The organism is Chryseobacterium sp. SORGH_AS_0447, from assembly GCF_030818695.1.
In the GTDB taxonomy this organism is placed as follows: Bacteria; Bacteroidota; Bacteroidia; order Flavobacteriales; family Weeksellaceae; genus Chryseobacterium.
On record NZ_JAUTAR010000001.1, the window covers coordinates 1,775,175 to 1,797,039 of the forward strand.

Here is a 21,865-nt window from a genome sequence, read left to right on the forward strand (position 1 = left end):
TCCTGTGCTGTAATAAAATCTGAAATTTAATTCACCTGTATGTGGTTATATTTGAGTATATTAACATTTTAATTTAAAGCTCTGTGCAAAATGATCAGAATAGGAATGTTTATACTTAGTTTTTCAACTTCCGTATTTTGTTTTAGTCAAAAATACAACTTTACTTATGCGTACACATTTAAGCCCGATTCGTTACATTTAGAAAAAACCGAAACCGAGCTGATGGGCTTGTTTATCGATAAAAACGGATCCACTTACTTTAGCCTGGCAAAAGTAAAAAGAGATTCTGCCATTGCACAGAAAATGGAGTCAAACGGGATGTCTTCAGATAGGGCAGTTTCACCAACTGCCTTTCCACAAGGGAAAGTTCGTGCTGTAATAAAAAAAGATTGGCGATCCAATGAAGTAATATCTTACCTTCCTGTGAACACAGACCGGTTTAAAATCATTCAACACATTACTTTGAATTGGAAGATCGGAGCAGAAACTGATCTGATACAGGGTAAAAAATGCCAGCGAGCAACGGTAGAATATAAAGGCAGAACATATAATGCATGGTTTACTAATGAAATTCCCGTATCTGAAGGTCCTTATAAGTTTTCGGGACTTCCGGGATTAATCGTGAAGATCGAAGACACCAAAAAACAGCACATCTGGGAATTGAAAGGAATTGAAAAGTTCAGAAATATAAAACTTAATTTGTCTGCCTATATTCCGGTGACAGAAAGCCGGTACAAAAAAGCGCTTGAAGATTATATCAGAGATCCGATGAGCAGGCTGCGGGAACTTAAGCAAAGATATAATATTACCAGCTTAACATCAAATATGCCGGACGGGACTTCATACTCCGATACTGAATATGAAAAAATGAGAACCAGGAAAATACAGGAGTATTTTAAGGAAAACAACAACTCCATAGAGCTTTACTAAATATTTAGAGTGATATAAGGCTTGGATTCATAATGATGGATAAAAAAATCCTTGTTTAAAGAATAAATTATTCAATAATGGACAAAAAATTAAAAATATTTCTGATCAGATCTGTGGTTGTTTTAAGTATAATACATCTGGCTTATTTTATCTATGGATACTTTAAGTTTGAAGGAATTCATAAAATTGATATTTACACCGAGTTTTACAGATTTAAATTTTATGATGATGTTTCTATTTCGCACTTTTTTATTACCGGCCTGTTTCTGTTCTGTTTTCTTGTTTTATTACTGAGGAATCATTCCAAAATAGGATACAATATGGTCAATAAGGTGAAAATTGGAGCTTCTGTATTGTTTATTTCCTTTCTCTCACTGACTTTTTTCATAAGCTATAGTTTTGGGTTAAATGCCAAAATGAGGCAGGAGCTTCCTGAAAAGGATTTTAATAAAGATAAAACTTTGCTGAATGTCTTAAATCCGTTTTTGTACAATTATACTTCCTACAGTTCCGAGAAATTATTCAATCCGGAAAATATTTTATATCCTGAACCTTATCCGGTAATTGCGGAAAAAGACACCACCTTCTATGACCCTGGTAATCCGGAATATTACTCTATTAAAACAACCTATTACAGTATAGATACGTTAAAAATACTAAGTTCTGATTATAAAAACGTAAGTTCCAAAATAATGTCAGGAATGGATGATCTGGGACTCGACCCCAAGGCGTTGACAAAAAGAATTATTTCTAAAAAAGCGATCGGAGACAGTACGGAAATTATATTCAAAGGGGTTGAAGCAGATCCGGAGTATGATGAAGAGGTCTGTATCTTTCTGGAAAATAATATTTTATACAGTCCGGTCCATCAAATTTCCCAAACAGCGCAACAGCATCAGAATGCGGTAACGAGATACAGGTTGCTCTACAAATATGATCGGGACTCGTTGCTTCATTCGTTTCAGAATTTCGATGCCTTGCTCACGAAGTATCAAATAGAATCAGAAATTGTTCCCAAGGATCTGAATCAGGATGTTTTCTATTACCGTGATCACAGGAACGAACTCCTTAATGAGATCCGGAATACCTTTGACAGAGCTAAATTAAAGGAAAGATTTAAAATTCTTGAACGTTTATTTTATAACCCCAATTATCTTCATCCCTCAATACAGCCTATTTTAATTCTGGTCGTCCTCAGTGTCTGGCTCGCTATCTTTCTGCTGTATCTGATCTGGAATTATATGAACACAAGAAATCGGAGCCGGTCCATATAGTGAAGAATGAGCTGTGAAATGTAAAGAACAGTCGTTTCACATTGATGCTGAACAGATCATCAAAGACTTCTTCTGTGGTTTCCTTTAATCCGGCCAGGAAATAGACTGTAATAAAATCCGATAAAACATGACTAAACTCTCTCAGATAACCTTTAAATTCGTAACTTCACCTTTTAAAAAATTATTCAAAAAATGACTTCAAAGGAAAAAGTAGCTGCGCTTCGTGAAGAGATGCAGAAAAATAATGTTGATGCATTTATAGTATATTCCGCAGACCCGCACATGAGCGAATATCTGCCTCAGGAGTGGCAGGAAAGAGCATGGCTGTCCGGATTTTTAGGTTCTGCAGGTTTTGTGGTGATTACCAAAGACAAAGCAGGGCTCTGGACCGACGGGCGGTATTTCACCCAGGCACCCATCGAACTTGCCGGATCGGGAATCGATCTTTTTAAAGACGGGATGGAAGGAACGCCGAATTATATCGACTGGATCATTTCTGAAATTCCGGAGAACGGTAAAGTAGCGGTGAATGCTTTGGCAACTTCCCACGCCAACTGGGAACTTCTAACACAAAAGTTAAATTCAAAAAATATTACCCTTGTCGATCTTCCTTTACTGAAGGAAATCTGGAAAGACAGAGGGACGCCTTCTAAAAATCCGATCTTCGTACATCCTGTGGAAAGAGCAGGGAAATCGGTAATCGATAAAATCGCAGCCATCCGCCAGAAAATGGAAGAGCAGTGCGCGACCATCCATATTATTTCCAGCCTGGACGATGTGGCCTGGACTTTAAACCTTCGGGGAAGCGATGTCGAGAGCAATCCTGTATTTTTAGGATATCTCGTGATTACAAAGAACGATGCAAAACTTTTCACGGACCTGGATAAGCTGGATGTCGAATCGAGGAGACAGATGGATGAAGCGTGGGTTAAAATGATTCCTTACGAAGAATTCTACAATTGCCTGAAAGCATTCAGCAATGAAACCGTGTTGGTTTCGCCAAACAGCAACCAGTCGATTTTCGAAGCGCTGAAATCGGATAACGAATTTATCAAAGCGGCAGTTCCCGGGAATCTAATGAAAGCCCAGAAGAATGAAACGGAGCTCGAAGGATTCAGAAAAGTAATGGTGCGTGACGGCGTGGCTATGGTAAAATTCCTGTATTGGCTGACGCACACTGCCGGAAAAGAAACCATGAACGAATATTCCATCGGCGAAAAGCTGAGAAGTTTCCGTGCAGAAGGGGAGAACTTCGTAGGAGAAAGTTTCGGAAGCATTATCGGATATAAAGATAACGGAGCCATTATGCATTATTCCGCGAAAAAAGAAGGCAGCAAAGAAGTAACGAACGATGCCAGCATTCTGGTAGATTCAGGAGGCCAGTATCTGGAGGGAACAACGGATATTACAAGAACTTTGGCTTTAGGTGCGGTTACCGAAGAATTTAAAAGAAATTCGACGCTGGTTCTACAGGGACTGATCCGTCTTTCGATGGTGAAATTTCCAAAAGGCACCCGCGGGGTACAGCTGGATGCGATTGCCCGGCTGCCGTTGTGGATGGAAGGCAAAGACTATAACCACGGTACCGGCCATGGAGTAGGAAGCTTTATGAATGTGCACGAAGGCCCTCAGAACATCCGGAAAGATATGAATCCGCAGGAGCTGATGGTCGGAATGGTGTGTTCAAACGAACCGGGCTATTACCTGGAAGGGGAATATGGAATCCGCCACGAAAACCTGATTGCGGTAAAAGAATCTGAAACGACGATCCACGGCACATTCTATGAGTTTGAAACGCTGACGTTCTGCCCGTTCTTTAAAGATACCATTGTAAAGGAAATCCTTTCCGAAAACGAAATTGCCTGGCTGAATGCCTATCATAAGACCTGTGAAGACAAGCTCGCACCGTTCCTGGAAGGGGAAGTTAAAGAATGGTTCCTTGAGTTGGTAAGTCCGCTGTAGCAATTGATGCTGGAAGAGGGAAGCAGGATGCTGGAAGTTTTCTGGTTAACACCTTCTCAATTCAGAACCGCTTTAAATATTAAAATAAATAAGTCGTCCTGCAAATTTTTTGCAGGACGATGCTTTTGCGGACTACCGTATTTTCACGGAGGCTGTTTTGGGGTTTATCCTGAAGATCATCAATACGGCTGATCTTATCTTTGCCCAACAACATCATTCATATCTTCATACAGTAAATTCAAAACAGGTAAATCATCTCAGTTCTTGAGGTGATTTTTTTGTCTATGAATAACCGTAAATCAGATGTTTTTAAATTTCCCGTTCGCTGGAAGGGGGTGGTTTTACAAAGTGAATAGTGAATGGTCAATTCGCTTTGCTGGTTAATTTTGGAAAGGGAAAAAATTCGCTACTATCGATAAACTACTAAAACCTTAACCGAGAATTTTCTGAATTTTTACGGGGTGGTTTGAAGATGAATTAGCTTTGCAGTGAATGGTCAAAAGTGAATTTTATCCAGGTTTAAAGTTGGCTGTTATCCATTAGTTTATTTTGACAGATTATGAAACCGTATTGAAAGTAGTGAATTTTTTTTGCAACGAACGGTCGATCAAGTCTAAAAAATGGACGATTACAAATGACTTATTTCTATTATTAAAATGAATGGCAATCATTGAAATTGGGTCTTCCGTTATTCTAGCCCGGATAGTAGCGGATACCCCGCAACAGGAGCAGGAGCGCGATGGCTTTAGCGCAGGCGGGCAGTGGCGTGAGGAGTAGGAGTGGATAGCCGGAAACAGCTCCTGAAAAAATATCCTGTAAAAGACAGATAAGGTTCTGTTGCTGATGAATTTTGCTTGCACAAGTCAATGGTGAATTTTAATTTCTGAAAGATTAACAAGCGAAGTGGCTTTACCATCAATGGTACAAAGTGAATTGTGAATTGTGCAATGCAGTGAATTGTCAATCTTATATTAATATAAAATTTACAAGTAGCGGATTGACAAGCAGGGTAGTTATTCACTTATTGCTGCAATTACTTCAATACACAAACAGTATGGCAGTTTGCGATTAAAAACCGTAAATTTGCGGCATGAATAACGATACGATTTGTGCATTGGCTACGGCCAACGGCGTAGGGGCATTGGGAATTATCCGCGTTTCAGGAAATGAAGCTTTATCTGTGGTTCAGAAATCCTTTCCGGGGAAAAATCTGGACAAACAGAAATCCCACACGATTCATTACGGCTATTTTATGGATGGGGAAGAAGCGATCGATGAGGTGATGCTTTCGATTTTCCTGGCACCGAAGAGCTTTACGACCGAAAATTCCGTGGAAATTGCTTTTCACGGGTCGCCGCATATCGGGAAACGTATTCTGGAAACACTGATTAAAAACGGGGCCCGGATGGCCAAAGCCGGTGAATTTACCCTGCGTGCCTTCATCAACGGCCGGATCGACCTGTCACAAGCCGAGGCCATTGCCGATGTGATTGCCTCCGAAAACGAAGCTTCACGGAAAGTCGCCATCAGTCAGCTGAAAGGGGGAATTACCAATGAAATTTCGTTTCTGAGAACGGACCTGCTGAACTTTGTGTCGTTAATTGAGCTGGAGCTGGATTTTGCTGAGGAAGATGTGGAATTTGCAGACCGGAGCGCCCTGAACCAGCTGTTGGACAAGATCACCCTGAAATTGAATTCGCTGATCGAGAGCTTCCAATACGGAAACGCTATCAAAAACGGAACTGCCGTTGCCATCATCGGAAAACCGAACGCCGGAAAATCGACATTGCTGAATGCACTTTTGAAGGAAGAGCGTGCGATTGTGAGCAATATCGCAGGAACGACGCGGGATACGATCGAGGAAGTGTTGCATATCAAAGGCCATGCTTTCCGCCTGATCGATACGGCCGGACTGCGTGAGACGATGGATGAAATCGAAGCCATCGGGGTAAAAAAAGCCAGGGAAAAAGTAGCGAATGCCAATATCCTGGTCTACCTAGCCGATGCCGGAACCGCCGATTTTTCGGAAGATATCGAAATGATCCAGTCGTTGGTACGGGACGACCTGAAACTGATCATCTGTGCCACGAAAATCGATGAGGTGATGCCGACCCAATATGAAAAAGTAGAAGATACTTTCCGACAGGCACTTACCCACGAGTTTGATTTCATTAAAATTTCTGCGGTCGAAAACCAAAATATCCAGGATCTTAAAAACGAACTGTCCTCTTACGTCGAGCAGCTGAAGGCTGCGGAAAACAACGTGGTCATCACCAACCAACGCCATTTTGAAGCCCTGCAAAAATCTCTCGAGGCCGTTGAGAAAGTTAAAGAAGCCATCACCTTCCGGATTTCCACCGAACTTCTGGCTTATGAGCTGCGCAATGCCCTGGAACATCTCGGTGAGATTTCAGGGGAAGTGACAAATGATGAGGTGCTGGGGAATATTTTTTCGAAGTTTTGTATCGGGAAATAAAATGTTTTTCTTTTGCTTTCTAATGTTTTATTTTGGTTGATTTTCATATGTTTATGTGATTTTTGATTTCTTTTTTTAGAGTTTATTTTTATATTTGTGTATCTTTTGTACACCTCGATTTTACAAGAGTATTAAATAGGTGTACAATTGTACATCTTAAAAGCGTACTATGAAAATTACTTTAAAGCAAAAAAAATTAACTAACAGAAAAATTAGTCTTTTTATTGAATATTATAAAGGATCTTCCACAAATAATCAAGGTAAAAGAATTCATATTAGAGATTTTGAATACTTAAAATTGTATCTTCATTCAGAACCTAATTCTGCGAAAGAAAAGAAAGAAAATAAAGAAACAATGGCTTTAGCCGAAAGTATATATTCAATTCGTAAAGCAGAATATTTTCAGGGGCGTTACGATCTAAAAGATAAAGTTAAAAGTAAGAGGCTTTTTTTAGTTTATTTTGAAGAATTGACAAAAGAAAAACAAAAACATGACTCTTCCAACAATTACGGCAATTGGTTTTCGACGCTTCAACATCTTAAAAAGATTGTTCCTCCAAATTTTACCTTTGATGAAATAGACGAAAATTTTATAAAAAAAGTTAAAAATTATTTTGAGAACGATGCTTTAACAAAAAGCGAAATACCATTATCCCAAAATTCAAAATATTCCTATTTTAATAAATTTAAAGCAGCTATCCGGCAAGCATTTGAAGATGGATATTTACCTATAAATTACGCTACAAAAGTAAAATCTTTTGAACAAGCTGAAAGCCAGAGAGAATATTTAACGTTTGATGAATTACAATCTTTAGGTACAGCGGAATGTAAATACCCTGTTCTGAAAAAAGCTTTTCTTTTTTCATGTTTGTCAGGATTGCGTTGGTCTGATATCAATACTTTGATCTGGAAAGAAGTTCGGGATGAGGGTGATATTTCAAAAGTTAATTTTCGTCAAGAAAAAACAGATGGCGTAGAGTATCTCTATATCTCAAAACAAGCTAGGGAATTATTGGGCGAAAGACAAGATCCCCAAGAAAGAGTCTTCAAAGGTTTGAAATATGGGATGACTTACAATACAGAAATTATTCGTTGGTGTAATCGAGCTGGTGTAGCAAAACATATTACTTTTCACTCAGCAAGACATACTAATGCAGTTTTGCTTTTAGAAAATGGTGCAGATATTTACACTGTTTCAAAAAGATTAGGGCATAGAGAGTTGAGAACCACTCAGATTTATGCAAAAATTGTTGATTCTAAAGCTAAAGAAGCAGCGGAAATTATACCACAATTGAATATTGATTTATAAAAATTGTAGTTTTTAGCCTTATTTGATAGTAAATAGCCTGTAAGTTATTGATAATATTGTTTATATGATTTCTGATGTCGAATTTTGTTAAAGAAATTAAAAGAAACAAATGGAAAATAACGAAATTATTATTTACAAACTTAATCGAATTGAAAAGCATATTTTTGGACTTAAAACAATTCTTAATGTAGAAGAACTTTCTGATTATACAGGATTCAAGAAATCGTATATATATAAATTAGTTCATACTAATTCAATCCCATTTTCAAAACCTTTCGGGAAAGTTCTTTTTTTTGACAGAATAAAAATTGATGAATGGTTGCTAAAAAACAGTCATAAATCAAATGATGAAATCCAACAAGAAGCAATAGAGTTTTCTTTGCGTAAAAAATAAAACCTAACTACTGCAATAGTTAGGTTTAAATGTTTGTTTTACTGGAAATAAAGAGCAAATATAAAAATTATTTTAACTCTTTCCGCAATCTAGAATGTTTTATGAAAGATAATAAAATTCTGTATCAAACTGATACAGAAACTAAAACTATATTTGACAGGACACTTAATTATTTAAATTCCAAATATTCAATCAGATTCAATACAATTTCTCTTGAGTTTGAAATTAAGTTATTGTTTGATAAAAAATGAACAACACTCAATTTAAACTCATTATTTATAGAACTCGTTAGATCTGGAATTGATATTCCGATTAATAAATTGGAAATTCTTATCAGAAGTCATTTGATCCAACAGTATAATCCGATTCGGGAATATTTTGAAAATTTGGAAGATTGGGATCAACAGGATCATATTGGTAAATTATGCAGCTATATAAGGACAACTGACAATATGTCTTTTCAAAAATATTTTGAAAAATGGCTTACCAGAACTGTAATTTGCGCATTAAAACCCGGCTATATCAACAAACAGTGTTTGGTTTTGTTTAATATAAAACAAAACACAGGGAAAACCAGTTTTCTGCGATTTCTTATTCCTTTACAACTTGAAAAATATTACACAGAAGATATAGGCGTTGATAAAGACGGTTTGATTGCCTTGTGTAAGAATCTTTTAATTAATATTGACGAACTCTCTGTGATGTCGAAAACGGATGTTAATATTCTTAAATCATTCATTTCAAAAAATACTGTTAATGCAAGATTGCCTTATGATCGTAAATCGACACTTATGCAACGAACCGCTTCATTTTGTGGTTCCACTAACCGCTTTGATTTTTTAACCGATGAAACAGGAAGTGTAAGGTGGCAGGTGTTTGAAGTTCTAAACATTGATTTCAATTATTCCAAAGATATCAATATTGAAAAGGTATGGTCGCAAGCATATTACAATGCATTTGAAAGAAAAAATTACAATCCGGAACTTACAGTTGAAGATATACAGGAAAATGAAAAAAGAAATGAAAAGTTCAAGCAGATATCGCTTGAACAGGAAATTATTCTTTCACATTTTGAAAAATCCAAACTGCAGAATGAATTTATGACACCTTCAGATATTATGTTAGCTATGAATAATGCACTCGGTGTACGGCTTAATATAATAAAAATTGGTAAAGCCCTCACTGCCATGAATTATGAAAGAATAAAACATCCGAAAAGGCAGGTATATGGCTATTTGATTCGAAGAAAAATTGAAGAATAAAAATTCACGAATATTAAAATCACTTATCACTTACCTGAAACTTTGTAAATCAATGTTAGCGCGTAGTTTACAATATGGTAACTGAATAAACGGGAGCTTACCTAATTACCTTTACTATTTTATTTTTTTAGGTAAGCAGGTAATAAAAAGTAAGAGGGTTAAATCCAGATAAAGACAAGCTGCAGAGACTTAGGTAATAAGGTAGGTGAAATTTAAAAGAAAATCTAAAATATAACAAAAATGAACTGTAAACAATTCAACAGCATATTGTTGGAAGTGATTCTACTTTATTTCGGATATCTTCCAATTAAACAAAATAAAAACGAAGCCTGGTATCTAAATCCTTTTGCCAATGAATCTCAAGCATCTTTTAAACTAGATAAAAGGAATAATGTCTGGTATCTTCACTCTGAAGGTGTTGGAGGTAACAATATAGATTTTATGATAAGATATCTAAATACTTCAGTAAGTGAAGTTCTTATTTGGGCAGCCAAACAAAATTTTTCTTCTTTTCAAAAGCAAAGTTTTTCTAAACCAAAATTAGAAGATCTAGTTAAAAACTATAATATAATTGAAGTAAAAGGAATCCAACATCCGGCGCTTTTAGATTATTTAAAAAGTAGAAAAGTTGGAAATCAAACCGAATTTTTACAAGAGATTCATTATCGGATGAACAATAAAAGATTTTTCGGAATTGGTTTCAAAAACAATTCAAACGGTTACGAAATTCGTAATAAATATTCAAAAATCTGTCTGGGTAAAAAAGACATCAGTAGCATAGAAAACGGTTCAGATTCAATTCGGGTTTTCGAAGGTTTTTTCGACTTTCTTTCCTTTAAAAATGTAGAAAGCTATTTAGAAAAAAGACCATCCGACTATATCATTTTGAATTCGGTAGCAATGATTTCTAAGATTAAAAATTCATTCGGAAACTATGAAAATATTGAGCTGTATTTTGACAATGATGAAGCCGGAAACAGAGCCGTTGAAATGATTAAAAATGAAAACCAAAACGCAGAAGACTGCCGGGTTCTGTACTCATATTTTAAAGATCTGAATGACTGGCTGATTCACAAAAATCCATCCAATGAAAAACACGCTAGATACATGATAAGATGAATGGAAAATAATACAGGTAAAATACGGTGGGTAATTAGTGCAAAAAGTACCCAAAGTTTACAATAAGCCTAGCCGCTGATTGTAAAATTGGATTTTTTGATTTCTTCCTATCGTCATAAATGGTTATTAATCAATACAAAATTAGCACAATGGAAAAAGACTTTTTAGAAGAGTTTATAATTAACGTTACCAAAGAAAATGATGCAAGAATTGCTCGGGAAGAAAGAAAGAAACACTTTCAGGAATTGGGCAGAAAAGGAGGTTTGAAGAAAAAAGAATCATTCCATCTCAATAAAGTTATTTCATTTCGGGTGACGGAATCTGAATATGAGGATAATCTGAAAAAGGCAATTAAATATAAGCTCAAGTTATCAACCTACGCAAGAATGGTTTATTTAGAAAAAGAACTTAAGATCAATGAATTTCAAGCTGATGAAATTTTATTACAATACGGAAATTATTTCAAAAAAATAACTAATCTTTTACGAAATCGGGAATGGAATGTTTTTGAGAATAAAAAAGAAATTCTTTTAAACATCGAAACTACAATTGATCTAATCCAGCAATACTTGTACTCAAAAGTGAAACAAAGAAATACTGATGAATAATTCTGCGACTACGAGAGCAATCACAAAAATTGCTTTGGAATATAATGGTAATGATAAAGGAACAGCAGAGATGGTGGCTTCGAATTATCTTTTGAGTGAAACAGCAGAAGGACAATTTCATGAAATGAAGACAGTGGCTGAGCGAAATTCTAAGGTAAAGAAATGGGCACTGACCGGTTATATTTCTCAACCAGACGAAATTGGTAGAGAATTAAGTGATGAAGAACTCAGAAAAATTGCAATAGAAGCGCTTACAAAAGTAGGCGTAACAAGAAAAAATCAATATCGGCTGGATATACATAACAGTACAAAACATAAGCATATTCATTTTGTCGTCAACAGAATTGATATTTCGGGAAAGTGTACTGTAAAATCTCATAATATTGGAAAAAGATTTGGAGAAGCTGTAAGAGAAGTTTGTAATGAGAAAGGTTTATTAACCGATATAGAGATTGGGATTCAGAAAAAAGCTCATATGCTGGAAAATTTGATTGAGGCTATTAGGTCAAAAGATAACTTTGCCGATATCATCTCTAAAATGAAACAAAAAGGTTTTGAAGTTCAATTATCTTCAAATGCAAAGGACAGAATTTCGGGAATGCGCATTATGATGACAAAGGATATAAACCATGAAACCCTTCGTCAATACAAAGCTGGCTATAAATTATCCGAAATATCAGGTCAGCTAAAAATTTCTGAGATAAAAAATATATTTGAATTAAAACAAGCTGTTAAAGAGGCACAAAAATATGCTGGTAATCTAAACTGTTTTCGGGAAAATCTTCAAAAAGCAGGGTACACAGTGAAAATTCAATACAAAGGAGAATTTAAAGCCGGTCAAAGAAATGAGATTCAGGATTTATGGATAAATAAAATTGATAATAATCAACAAAAAAACGGATTTTTTTTCAGGAAAAATATAGGGTTTTCTTTGTCTGCAATAGATTCTAATCTTGCTGATTGGGTAAGATCAATAAATCAAAGCAATACAATTTATGATGCAGGTAATCATTTGAATTTAACAGCAAATGAAAGCATGATAGAAATTGCAAATAAATTATTAGATAATCTTCTTAACCCGACTTATGTTTCTCGTGCCGATGAAGAATTTTGGAAAAAGAAGCGAAAATTAAAACGGTAATTAACAAAATATGGAAAATGAGAATAAAGGCTCACACAGTAACGGAATGGAACTGTTAGAAAAGGTAATCAAATCAAATTTAGACAATATAGAACAGAATGTTAAACTAAGATTTGAAATTGACGATCTCAAGACATCGTTGAATGAAGTGCAATTCGGATTGAAAGATAGCAATTTGATATCTGATGAAATCTTAACCTCTTTTAAATTAGAAAATATCAAAAGAAAGGAATTTCTTAACAGTATACCCGTTAAAATAGAAACAGTTCTATCGCAAGAAACGATTGATTATTATGAAGGTTTTCATGAGAAAATAAAAATCATTAAAAGCAGGGATTGTAATTTTAATTTTTGCAGTTTTAATGATGATTGTCTCTGTTAATTTTGCTAATAATTTTTACAGGGAAAGTATTAAATCTAAAAGTGAGATTCGGGAGGAAATAATGAAAGAAATAGCTGATAAAGGACAAAACATCTATGATGAAAATGAGATTAAGATCTTAAATGAAAATACAAGTGTCATGCAAAAATGGATGAAAAAATATCCAAAAGAAGCAGAGAAGTTTCAACGGTTCAAAGATGGTTATGATGCAAGGGAAGACACTATGCCGTAAATTGAATTAGTTGAAATATCCAATACTTTATCTTAAAAATAACTGTCAGATTAAGTATTGACTACTTCAAAATAACAAAGCCACCTATTTGGTGGCTTTGAGGTTTACGTAACTAAGTTTTGTCAATAATATTTGTTTCTATATTATTATTCCTCAACTAACTCTAAGAATAGACTTTGTAAATCTTCGTTTAATTTTTTAGTACTATTCTCTGTTGTTAATAAAAACTCATCATTAATACCATCTGCATAAGTTGATCCATCCAATATCCCTAATGTATGCGATAATGTATTAATTTCAACGATCTTCAGGAAATTTAAAAATACTTCTTTTTGTTCCTTAGAGAAATCTATATATATTGGAATTATAGCTTTCCATACTGGATCTGTAGCCTGCGTTGTTGTTTCTAACAGGTTTTTGTACAAACTTAAATTTTCTTCAATAATATCTCTATTAAAGATTTCAACTAATTTTTCTGATGTAATGCTCATGATACTTTTCTTAAATAATCTGCTAACAAATCTTCGACATTCTCATCTTCAATATCATAATATGTATCATCCAATTTTCTAAATGATTCATTTAAAATATCCTCATTGAAAAGCCTTTTGAGAGTCTTATTTAATAACTGTTTGCGAAATTCATCATCACTAATTGTATCGTCTTTGACAAGATTAAAGGCTTTTTCCAATAGATTTGATTTCTTAAATGCTCCTATTTCAATTAAGGCATCAATGGTCTCTTTTGCAAATTGTCCATATCCATTTACAAAGTATTGGTCAAATCCTCCATTAAATATTTGGTTTTCTAAAATCACTGTCAAATAGGTTGTTTGCAAATGTAAAGGTAGATTAACAATATAACTATACCAATATGGTATATCACTTACAAACCATTCATCTTTAATACCTTTAGTTGATTGTAAATAGAATTTTTCTATTAGTTTCTTTTTGTTCATCGTAATACGCTTTAAATTAACTCTTTAAATGATTTATCAAATAATCAACAAGTAATTGTTCTAAATCTTCATCAAGATTATCGTATTCATCATCCAATTTTTCTAATAAATGCCAAAGTTCATCATCGAAATCAGTAATTTTATCCAATTTTCTATTGAAAATTTTTGTTCTAAACTCATCTATGCTATATTTTTCACTATTGACGACTTCTACCGCTTTCTCTAATATTTTAGATGCTTGATAAGCTTTGATAAGCTTTAAATATTCAATAGTTAAATAGGCAAATTGTCCATATGAATTAAAAAAATATTGATGCAAACCTCCATTAAAAACCTGTTGATGAAAAATGAGTATTGTATAAGTAACCTGTAAATTCTGGGGTAAATTAATAACATAATTATACCACAAATCCTTATCATTTAGTATCTTACTATTTAACCCTTTTACTGAATCTGCATAATATTTGCTTGTTATTTCTTCGTTTTTCATATTTATATTCTATTTTTTTGTTTTATAAATGCTCTTTCGTACATTGACTAATTCAATTGAATTCATACAATAAATTTTTGGATATACAGAAGTTTGATGTAGAAAAACTAATAATAAAAAGGCTGTCCAGAATTCTGTACAGCCTCTCTTTAAAATTATTGTATTTTGTCTAATTCCTCTTCAATATCTCTCTTAAACTCCTCAAGGTTTACAACAAATCCTGATTTTCCATTAATTAGGAAATACATTTACAAGATAATTTTCTGAAGCAATAATTTCAAATAAATCATTGTACAAATATTCCAAATTAAGCTTTAATGGTTTGCAATCTAGCCACCCTTCTTCCAAATTTGAAAGTATAAAGTCCTTTGTTGTCCAAAATGATATAAAATTTTTAATTAGAGATACAATTTTATACTAGTGAAATGCATAATAACTTTAGTTAAAAAAACATCAATCAATCTCATCTTTTATTATTTTAACATTATCATTTTCCATTAAAAATCTATATCCAAATGGTAGAGCCAGATATTTCAAAATATCAGGTCTTGCAAAAGCAACATGATAATAGTGGACAGTCGTTAGAGATTCAATATTATCATCATAATCGTCAGTAATTAACCACCATCCAGACATATGTTCAGGGGAATCGTAGCGTATTCCTTCAACATCTTTACCTTCATAAACGCCTTTTGAGATTACAATCTGTTGGTTGAAGTTAGGAAATAATGGAATTAGCTTATACTGAAAACATATTTCTGATTGATTTTTTATAATAGAAATTGCTACATCGCACCCTTCATTTAGATTCTCACCATTATTATTAATTTCATATAAATTATAATATTTTGAATCGTTAATTTTAAATTGTAAATACCAAGAATAATAGCCTATGCTTTGATTATCTAAAATCGTAGGTTTATTATCAACAATATAATCAATTAGATATTTAATTACTTCAATGTATTCTAACTCTTCAAAGTAACCTATAATTACTCTAATTTCTCTTTCAATAATTGATACCAATCCTTCTGTGTGGATATAAACACTATCAGATTTAATGGCAACATTTCTATATACTATCATTTATTTAAATTTGTTTAAGGTATTTGACCATTTCTCTTCATTCCTGAAATAATTCCTCCTTGGCTTGCACTACAATATTTACAATGTGGATAGAGGATTTGCAAAGAACCATCAGGAGCAATAGCATTGGGTGGTTGATGATCTAAAATGAAATTACCTGATTTGGTTCCAGCTTTCTTTTGACCACAAGTATGACAACCAAGTGTCCCACCTTGTTCATTAATAATTTTTCTTTCTTCAGAAGAGTAAAACAATACTAACACTTTTTCATGAACATTTGATAAAGCATAATCTCTGTTTTCATCAATAATTGTCTACAGTTTATCAAAATCGTATTTTTATAAAATACTGATATCTTTTAAATGGTTCTAACTTTAAGATATTTTTTTTTAAGATTCATTGTTTAATGTAATTTAGAGATTAGTGCATTTTTAAAATGCACTAATCTAAATTTATCTTAATAGGGAAGAGTCGAAACATCTTCATTAATCGGTTTTCCATCCGCATCAAATAGAGTATATAAACGCATCAATTCAGCTGATAACATCTCTTGAAAAGACTCCCATTGAGTTTTAGAAGTTGCATCATCTGGTGAACCGCAATGAACAATATTTGTATCTTTATCTATATATAGTAGTGAACCATCCCATTGATACCCACCAATAAAAAAATAACTTTCTTTTGCGTTTGTAGGTCTTTCGTATATATTTGGAGTAATAATAGAAAACGGTTGCCTTGAATTTGCTTTTGGATCTCTAGTCAATTGCCTTCTCAACCCATCTAAACTTAGTGTTGATGACAAAAAATTACCCCCGTTACTATAATTCGTAAGAAAATCTTTGTAATCTTTCGGAATACTTGTACCTAATTCTTTTTCAAGTACAACAATTTCTTCTTCTTGAATCTTTGGATATATAATATTTAACCAAGCTTTTGGTCCATTAAATGGCGCCCTCCCTATCATCATAGCTCCATCACTCGAGCTTTCCAATCCTAAATTTGAAAATTTATATATAAGCTCATTAATTTTATTGTACATAACTAATTTAACAGTATTTTAATATGGAAGTGTTGATTGATCCTCATCTATTTCTCTTCCTTTTTCATCAAAGAAAGTATACAAACGTTTTAATTCGGAAACTAACATTTCTTCGAAGGATTTCCACTGAACCTTTGATTTAGCATCATATCTTTCACAACAGTGCACTATATCAGTATCTTTATCTATATACAAACGTGAGCCATCCCACTGATAGCTTCCTATAAAAAAATAACTATCTTTTGCGTTACTGGGGCGTTCATATAAATTTGCCGAAATTGGAGAAAAAGGCTGTCTGGAATTTACCTTAGGATCACGAGTCAGTTCTCTTCTGAATCCGTATAAACTTAATGTTGCAGTTAAAACCATCAAACCATTACTAAACTTGTTCAAAAACTTCTTATACTCTTGAGGTATTTCTGTATTTAATTGCTCTTCAAGGCTTTCTATTTCTTTATTTTCTAGTGTTGGAAAAATTTCATTGATCCAAGCATCACTACCAAGATGCGGTGCTTTACCAATTAAAATTGCACCATCACTTGAGTTTCCTATACCCAAATTTTGAAATTTATAAATGAGTTCTCTTATTTCTTTGTACATAAAATTAGTTTTTAAGAGTACTTAGAGATTATCCAGTTTTTTTTTATATTTATGAGCCTGTTTAAATTTATAGTCTATTTTTATAATTAATTCAGCCCCTTTAGCTTAAAAACTTAATAAAAATCAATTTATTGATTTCTTAATTATAATTCAGTTTAACTAGCTTAAATTTTTAATGTTAAATTTATGTGTAAACAGAGTTTATTCTAATTTAGAAACTAAAGAAAAAGCTATAAACTTTTATTTAGAAATTTTTAAACAGGCTCTATAAATTAAGATTTTTCAAAAACAGCATTAATTCTATATGCATCTGAAGCTAATAATTTAATTCTATTCTTGTTCGTGGCTTCTTCACTTTGGCTCAAGACTATTTCTGCCGATTTAAACCAAACATCAGGTATATTATCAATTTGTTTTTCTAACGTAAACCTAAAATCAAAATCACTTAAACGATGATCTCTATTTTTAATCAAATCAATTACATTAGTTGCTAATTCATATAAAATAGAGACATCCGAACTTTCATATATATCTTTTATTAATTCTGGTGTAATAAATTTAATTTCAGCTTCTTGTATCGCATCAATAAATTTTGAATGTGTATTTGGCGAATATATATTCCACCAAATATCTTTTACCCCAGGTTCGTAATCAACCCCTAGAAATCTATTTTTATCATTTTCATTGAGAAGAAAGCCTATCCTATTAAAAGATTCTTGCGGAATATCTCCCCAAATACAAGACCAACAGGTTGTTTTTGATAGGTAAAGACTAGCAGTAAAAATATCCTTTTCATACCTTGAAGTTTCAAGACCAAGGGTAAGAAATAGATTAGGATTAATCTTTTTCACAAATAATGCTGTAGCCCCTAAAAAACTATCTTTAAAATATATATAATCTTGTTCTTTTAAGCTGTTTTCAAATTCAGTTATTAATTTCCTTTTTAAACTCATTTTATCTTCTTTTTGGTCCTATATATGTTGATGAACCAGGTAAATATTTAGGATCTTTTGGATCATAAAGGATTGTTTCAGAACGTTCACCATTATTATTTAATAAATTTTCTCTTCTTTTAGCAGATTTTATTCCTGATTTAGTATTGGGTTTAATAATTATATTTGTTCCATCTGGTCTAACGCCATCTTTTCTTACAACCTTACCATTTCGTAGAACTTTTGTTACTTCCGTACGTGCCCCTTCAGTCCTTAATACTTTCTGAATTTGACGATGTGCTTCTTGCCCAACTTTAGCAGACGACTGTAATTTAGAAATTTGAGATTTAATTTCCTCCACACCCCTTAAAGCTGGAGCTTTTCCTCCCTGAGACATCAACATTCCTTCGGGTCCTCCGGCAGCAGCTAGCGCAATGGTTCCTAAGTCGAATGCTCCGTTTACAGCTTTCTCCTTAAGACTTTCTTTAGGAACTCCTGTAACAAGTGTTAAAGAACCATCGGTATCAACTATATACTTATTCCTCACCTTATCTCCGGAAACTAAATTATAGGCTCTTCCATAATTATTTGCGACAGCAGCACGAACACTGTTTATACCACCGGCAATCATTTCTCCAAACTCCCACGGATCGTCTGGTAAGCTTACTTCATTTACTTTTTTAGCTTCCAGTCCTTCCAGCTCTCTTGCATCAATAACCCTGTTTTCAGAAAAATTGTAATGTGACTGGTAAACATATTTCTCACTTAATGGATCGACATTAAAGAATCTGCCGACATCCGGCATATAGTTTCTCCATTTGTAAGCATAAAATCCGGTTTCCTGCAACTCCTGCCCCTGCATTTTGAAGTTTTTGTAAGATCCTCCTCCAAAATATGCATTCCCAGTTTTCAGGTGATTCATCCCGAATGGGTAGTAATCATTGCTATCTACAATCTCAAGAACTCCTGCGCTGTTTCTTGCGTAAGAAAGCCTTACATTTCCCTGTAAATCTTTATACTGGTAAATATATTGATTTTTTACATAATCATAAAATCCTTCTGCTGTCGGGAAGAATTGTAAGTCGGGAGTCTTTATGGTAAGCAGTGTACTGGTACCTGTAGGATCAACCAAGCTAAAAGCCTGCGGCTCAAAAGCTCTTGAAGCCATCATCATTTCCGTACTTCCGCCACCGCCTGTATTTCCGCCTGTTGTACTGAAATACTGGAAACCGTCCAGATAATCTGTTGTTTCCTTAGTGATAGTCGTTCCTGTAATTCCTACCGAAGTTTTCGTAGTTTCTTTTCTTACCTTGCTTCCATCTGCACTATATTTTGTGGCAATGTCGGTGGTTAGCTGTCCCAGATTAATCGTTAACGAGTTAGGTAGATTCAGATAATTATAACCGATGGCTGTAATGCTTTTATCGATCATATTTTTCATGTTTCCGTTCACATCATACCCAATGGTATTTCCCGCTGTTCCTTCATATCCGGTAGAGTTTCCGCTGATGTCTTTAATTTTGGTTGCCCTGTTTCCGGTGTAGTCGTAGGTAAGGTTATCAATTACCGTCGCCGTACTGCTTCCGTTTTCCATCACCGAAGTCCTGTAAAGGCTGGAAATATTCCCATTCAGGTCATACACCAGAGATTCCATATTTTCCTTGCTGTAAGGATTCTGCGGATTCTGGTAAAACCCAGCCGTTAACCTGTCTAACCTGTCATACGCGTACCCGTATCTTTTCGGTGTTGTTGATGGATTTGCACCAATAGATTCTACGGCTCTCCAGTCTACTTCGGCAATATTTCCGTTGTATTTCGGAACTACATTTTTCCCGGGGAACTGTGAAGAATCCGGATTCTGGATTCCCTCACGATTGGTATATTTTATTTTGTAGGAAAATAATTTTCCGCCAAGATCGGCAGCTGCCATCTGGTTCTTATTGATATCGGTAAGCCAGCCACGGATATTGTAATTATAATCAATACTCTGTAGAGGCGCAGAACCCGAAGTAGAGCCTAATTTCTTATTTACAATCTGCGAGAGGTCATTATAGGTATTTTCCGCAAGCAGTTCTTCCGGATTGCTGTCTACCTGATGAAAATGTTTCAGAAGCCTGTTCTGGTCATCATATACAAATCTTTCCATAACCGCTACTCCGGTTTCGCCCTGCTTTCTGAGGTGGAAGGTATTTGTTTTTAATGGAACACCTGTAAAATCCAGTTCTGTCTCCGTGTTGGTATATCCTCCGAGATGGTTGGTGCTTTTGGTGGCGATAACCCTGCCAAAAGAATCGTAATAGCTGTAGGTTTTCGTCCAGTTGTTGTCTTCAATATTTTTCACATAAGAAGCCGTGAGAACTCCGTTGGTAGAAGCATCATTATTGGCATCCAGTGTCTGGGGCAGGGTATACTGTCCTAAAATAGTCTGAGGAACAGGAGGAGCTTCAGGCGGGTAAGTATCATAATAATTAACCGAAAGCAGGGTCATGCTTCCCGTTGGGAAAGCCTGTTTGCTGTAATACACATCCAGTCCCTGCAAATTGAAAGATGTAGTCGTTCTTTTTTCGTTATTATACGCATTCGCCGTCATATTGTTCAATGCGCTTTGCATTGCCTGCCTTGTAGCGGTGTTGGAGAAGAAACCGGTATAAACCACTCTTCCGGATTCATCATATTTGGTGAAAAGCCAGCCTTTGCTTCCGAAATTATTGGTGGTTGTTCTTAAAATACCATCCTGAGCCAAGATGACCCTATCTTGCTTATCATAAACTAAAAATTCCCATTCTCTGCCCGGTAATCTTTTCTCCACGAGCCTATCTTTTCCGTCATAACGATATTGGTAGCAGAGTTCGTTTAAAATCGCATCCGTAATGAGGTTATTATTATCTTCGATCTGTTTTACCGCCTTCGGTGTGATGATGAAAGCCTGCTGGTTATACTCATTAAAAACATAATAGGTATCGATGTTTTGCGAACCGTCGTTCTTACGGATCAAAACTATCTGTCCTCTTCCGTTCTGAAACTGAATAACAGAATTCCCGTCTTCATCGGTTACCGTATTTTTATACAGTGTTCCTGCCGGATAAAATCCCGAATTGGCAGAAGAAAGCGATACTGAAGAAACCGTATTGGAAATACCACTCACCGTATTGGTTGAAGTGTTTGTTACAAAAGCTTTAACTTCGTTTCCGGTATTGGTTTCATATTTATATTTCTTTGTTTTTCCCGAACTCATTTTCCATTCCTCTCCCGGATTCGCTTCCTGCAATACCCTGTCTAAAGGGGAGTTTTCAATTTCCTTCTCCGTAAAAGCATTGGAAACGCCGTAATAGGAATTGGCAGCGGTTTCATCGTTAATCCCGGTGTGGATAGAAGAGTTCTGGGTGGTGGCAGGAACGGGCAATATGTTTTTTGCCTGTCTTCCGAAGCCGTCATACGTTACCGGCATGACCAGATCTTTTCCGGTAGCAGTGGCTTTTACATTAATAATCTGTTTGGGTCTTCCCAGACCATCAAAATAGGTAATGGTTTCCGATTTTTTTGTACAATCCTGATTCAGACAGCCTATAGACTGTACATAATTTTCATTGGATTGTGCAAAAGACATCCCTGCGAGCAATATGCCTAACAAGGATAATCCTTTTAAGATTAAATATTTTTTCATTTCTGTG

General features: G+C 34.6%; 21 protein-coding genes. 12 read left to right on the plus strand and 9 right to left on the minus strand.

Going from position 1 to position 21,865, the window contains the following annotated elements; all coding sequences use genetic code 11:
• The first annotated feature begins 105 nt into the window (after positions 1-105).
• From QE422_RS08390 to QE422_RS08445, 12 genes are all read left to right on the plus strand, one after another.
• Positions 106-930, plus strand: coding sequence for a GLPGLI family protein (locus QE422_RS08390; RefSeq protein ID WP_307462310.1), 825 nt, complete (start codon positions 106-108; stop codon positions 928-930).
• A 77-nt stretch (positions 931-1,007) separates the two neighbouring features.
• Positions 1,008-2,204, plus strand: a complete 1,197-nt coding sequence (locus QE422_RS08395; RefSeq protein WP_307456702.1) for a hypothetical protein — start codon at positions 1,008-1,010, stop codon at positions 2,202-2,204.
• Positions 2,205-2,396: 192 nt separating this feature from the next.
• Entirely contained in the window at positions 2,397-4,166 is a 1,770-nt protein-coding gene (locus tag QE422_RS08400; RefSeq protein WP_307456705.1) for an aminopeptidase P family protein, read from the plus strand.
• A 1,090-nt stretch (positions 4,167-5,256) separates the two neighbouring features.
• Entirely contained in the window at positions 5,257-6,642 is a 1,386-nt protein-coding gene (gene mnmE / locus QE422_RS08405) for a tRNA uridine-5-carboxymethylaminomethyl(34) synthesis GTPase MnmE (RefSeq protein WP_307456708.1), read from the plus strand.
• 169 nt (positions 6,643-6,811) lie between these two features.
• Positions 6,812-7,951: a site-specific integrase gene (locus tag QE422_RS08410; RefSeq protein WP_307456710.1), complete on the plus strand. Its 1,140-nt coding sequence runs from the start codon at positions 6,812-6,814 to the stop codon at positions 7,949-7,951.
• A 109-nt stretch (positions 7,952-8,060) separates the two neighbouring features.
• Positions 8,061-8,345 carry an AlpA family transcriptional regulator gene (locus tag QE422_RS08415; RefSeq protein WP_185205198.1) on the plus strand — a complete coding sequence of 95 codons (285 nt, stop codon included), beginning with the start codon at positions 8,061-8,063 and terminating at the stop codon, positions 8,343-8,345.
• A 320-nt stretch (positions 8,346-8,665) separates the two neighbouring features.
• Complete coding sequence (locus QE422_RS08420) at positions 8,666-9,607, plus strand: VapE domain-containing protein (protein WP_307456716.1); 942 nt, start codon at positions 8,666-8,668, stop codon at positions 9,605-9,607.
• Between the two features lie 240 nt (positions 9,608-9,847).
• Positions 9,848-10,726 (plus strand): toprim domain-containing protein, encoded by an 879-nt coding sequence (locus QE422_RS08425; protein ID WP_307456719.1) that lies wholly within the window; start codon positions 9,848-9,850, stop codon positions 10,724-10,726.
• Between the two features lie 149 nt (positions 10,727-10,875).
• On the plus strand, positions 10,876-11,334 hold the full coding sequence (locus QE422_RS08430; RefSeq protein ID WP_087711545.1) for a special sigma factor: 459 nt from the start codon (positions 10,876-10,878) through the stop codon (positions 11,332-11,334).
• Positions 11,327-12,475, plus strand: a complete 1,149-nt coding sequence (locus tag QE422_RS08435; protein ID WP_307456725.1) for a relaxase/mobilization nuclease domain-containing protein — start codon at positions 11,327-11,329, stop codon at positions 12,473-12,475. The genes QE422_RS08430 and QE422_RS08435 overlap by 8 nt, the downstream gene beginning before the upstream one ends.
• A 10-nt stretch (positions 12,476-12,485) precedes the next feature.
• On the plus strand, positions 12,486-12,857 hold the full coding sequence (locus tag QE422_RS08440) for a hypothetical protein (RefSeq protein ID WP_307456727.1): 372 nt from the start codon (positions 12,486-12,488) through the stop codon (positions 12,855-12,857).
• 61 nt (positions 12,858-12,918) lie between these two features.
• A complete protein-coding gene (locus QE422_RS08445; protein ID WP_307456729.1) occupies positions 12,919-13,089 on the plus strand; it encodes a hypothetical protein in 171 nt (56 codons plus the stop codon).
• Between the two features lie 146 nt (positions 13,090-13,235).
• Here QE422_RS08445 and QE422_RS08450 read toward each other — a convergent pair whose 3' ends face one another.
• The 9 genes from QE422_RS08450 to QE422_RS08490 form a co-directional block, all read right to left on the minus strand.
• Positions 13,236-13,580 carry a hypothetical protein gene (locus QE422_RS08450; RefSeq protein ID WP_307456732.1) on the minus strand — a complete coding sequence of 115 codons (345 nt, stop codon included), beginning with the start codon at positions 13,578-13,580 and terminating at the stop codon, positions 13,236-13,238.
• Positions 13,577-14,047, minus strand: coding sequence for a DUF4375 domain-containing protein (locus tag QE422_RS08455; RefSeq protein ID WP_307456735.1), 471 nt, complete (start codon positions 14,045-14,047; stop codon positions 13,577-13,579). The genes QE422_RS08450 and QE422_RS08455 overlap by 4 nt, the downstream gene beginning before the upstream one ends.
• A 16-nt stretch (positions 14,048-14,063) precedes the next feature.
• The gene (locus tag QE422_RS08460; protein ID WP_307456738.1) at positions 14,064-14,537 is read right to left on the minus strand and encodes a DUF4375 domain-containing protein; all 474 of its coding nucleotides are present in this window, start codon (positions 14,535-14,537) and stop codon (positions 14,064-14,066) included.
• A gap of 453 nt (positions 14,538-14,990) precedes the next feature.
• On the minus strand, positions 14,991-15,623 hold the full coding sequence (locus QE422_RS08465; protein WP_307456740.1) for a hypothetical protein: 633 nt from the start codon (positions 15,621-15,623) through the stop codon (positions 14,991-14,993).
• Positions 15,624-15,637: 14 nt separating this feature from the next.
• Positions 15,638-15,886: a hypothetical protein gene (locus tag QE422_RS08470; protein WP_307456742.1), complete on the minus strand. Its 249-nt coding sequence runs from the start codon at positions 15,884-15,886 to the stop codon at positions 15,638-15,640.
• 194 nt (positions 15,887-16,080) lie between these two features.
• Entirely contained in the window at positions 16,081-16,662 is a 582-nt protein-coding gene (locus tag QE422_RS08475) for an SMI1/KNR4 family protein (RefSeq protein WP_307456745.1), read from the minus strand.
• 18 nt (positions 16,663-16,680) lie between these two features.
• The gene (locus tag QE422_RS08480) at positions 16,681-17,262 is read right to left on the minus strand and encodes an SMI1/KNR4 family protein (RefSeq protein WP_307456748.1); all 582 of its coding nucleotides are present in this window, start codon (positions 17,260-17,262) and stop codon (positions 16,681-16,683) included.
• Between the two features lie 272 nt (positions 17,263-17,534).
• Positions 17,535-18,215 carry a hypothetical protein gene (locus tag QE422_RS08485; RefSeq protein ID WP_307456750.1) on the minus strand — a complete coding sequence of 227 codons (681 nt, stop codon included), beginning with the start codon at positions 18,213-18,215 and terminating at the stop codon, positions 17,535-17,537.
• A gap of 1 nt (position 18,216) precedes the next feature.
• Entirely contained in the window at positions 18,217-21,858 is a 3,642-nt protein-coding gene (locus QE422_RS08490) for a DUF6443 domain-containing protein (RefSeq protein ID WP_307456753.1), read from the minus strand.
• Between the last annotated feature and the right edge of the window lie 7 nt (positions 21,859-21,865).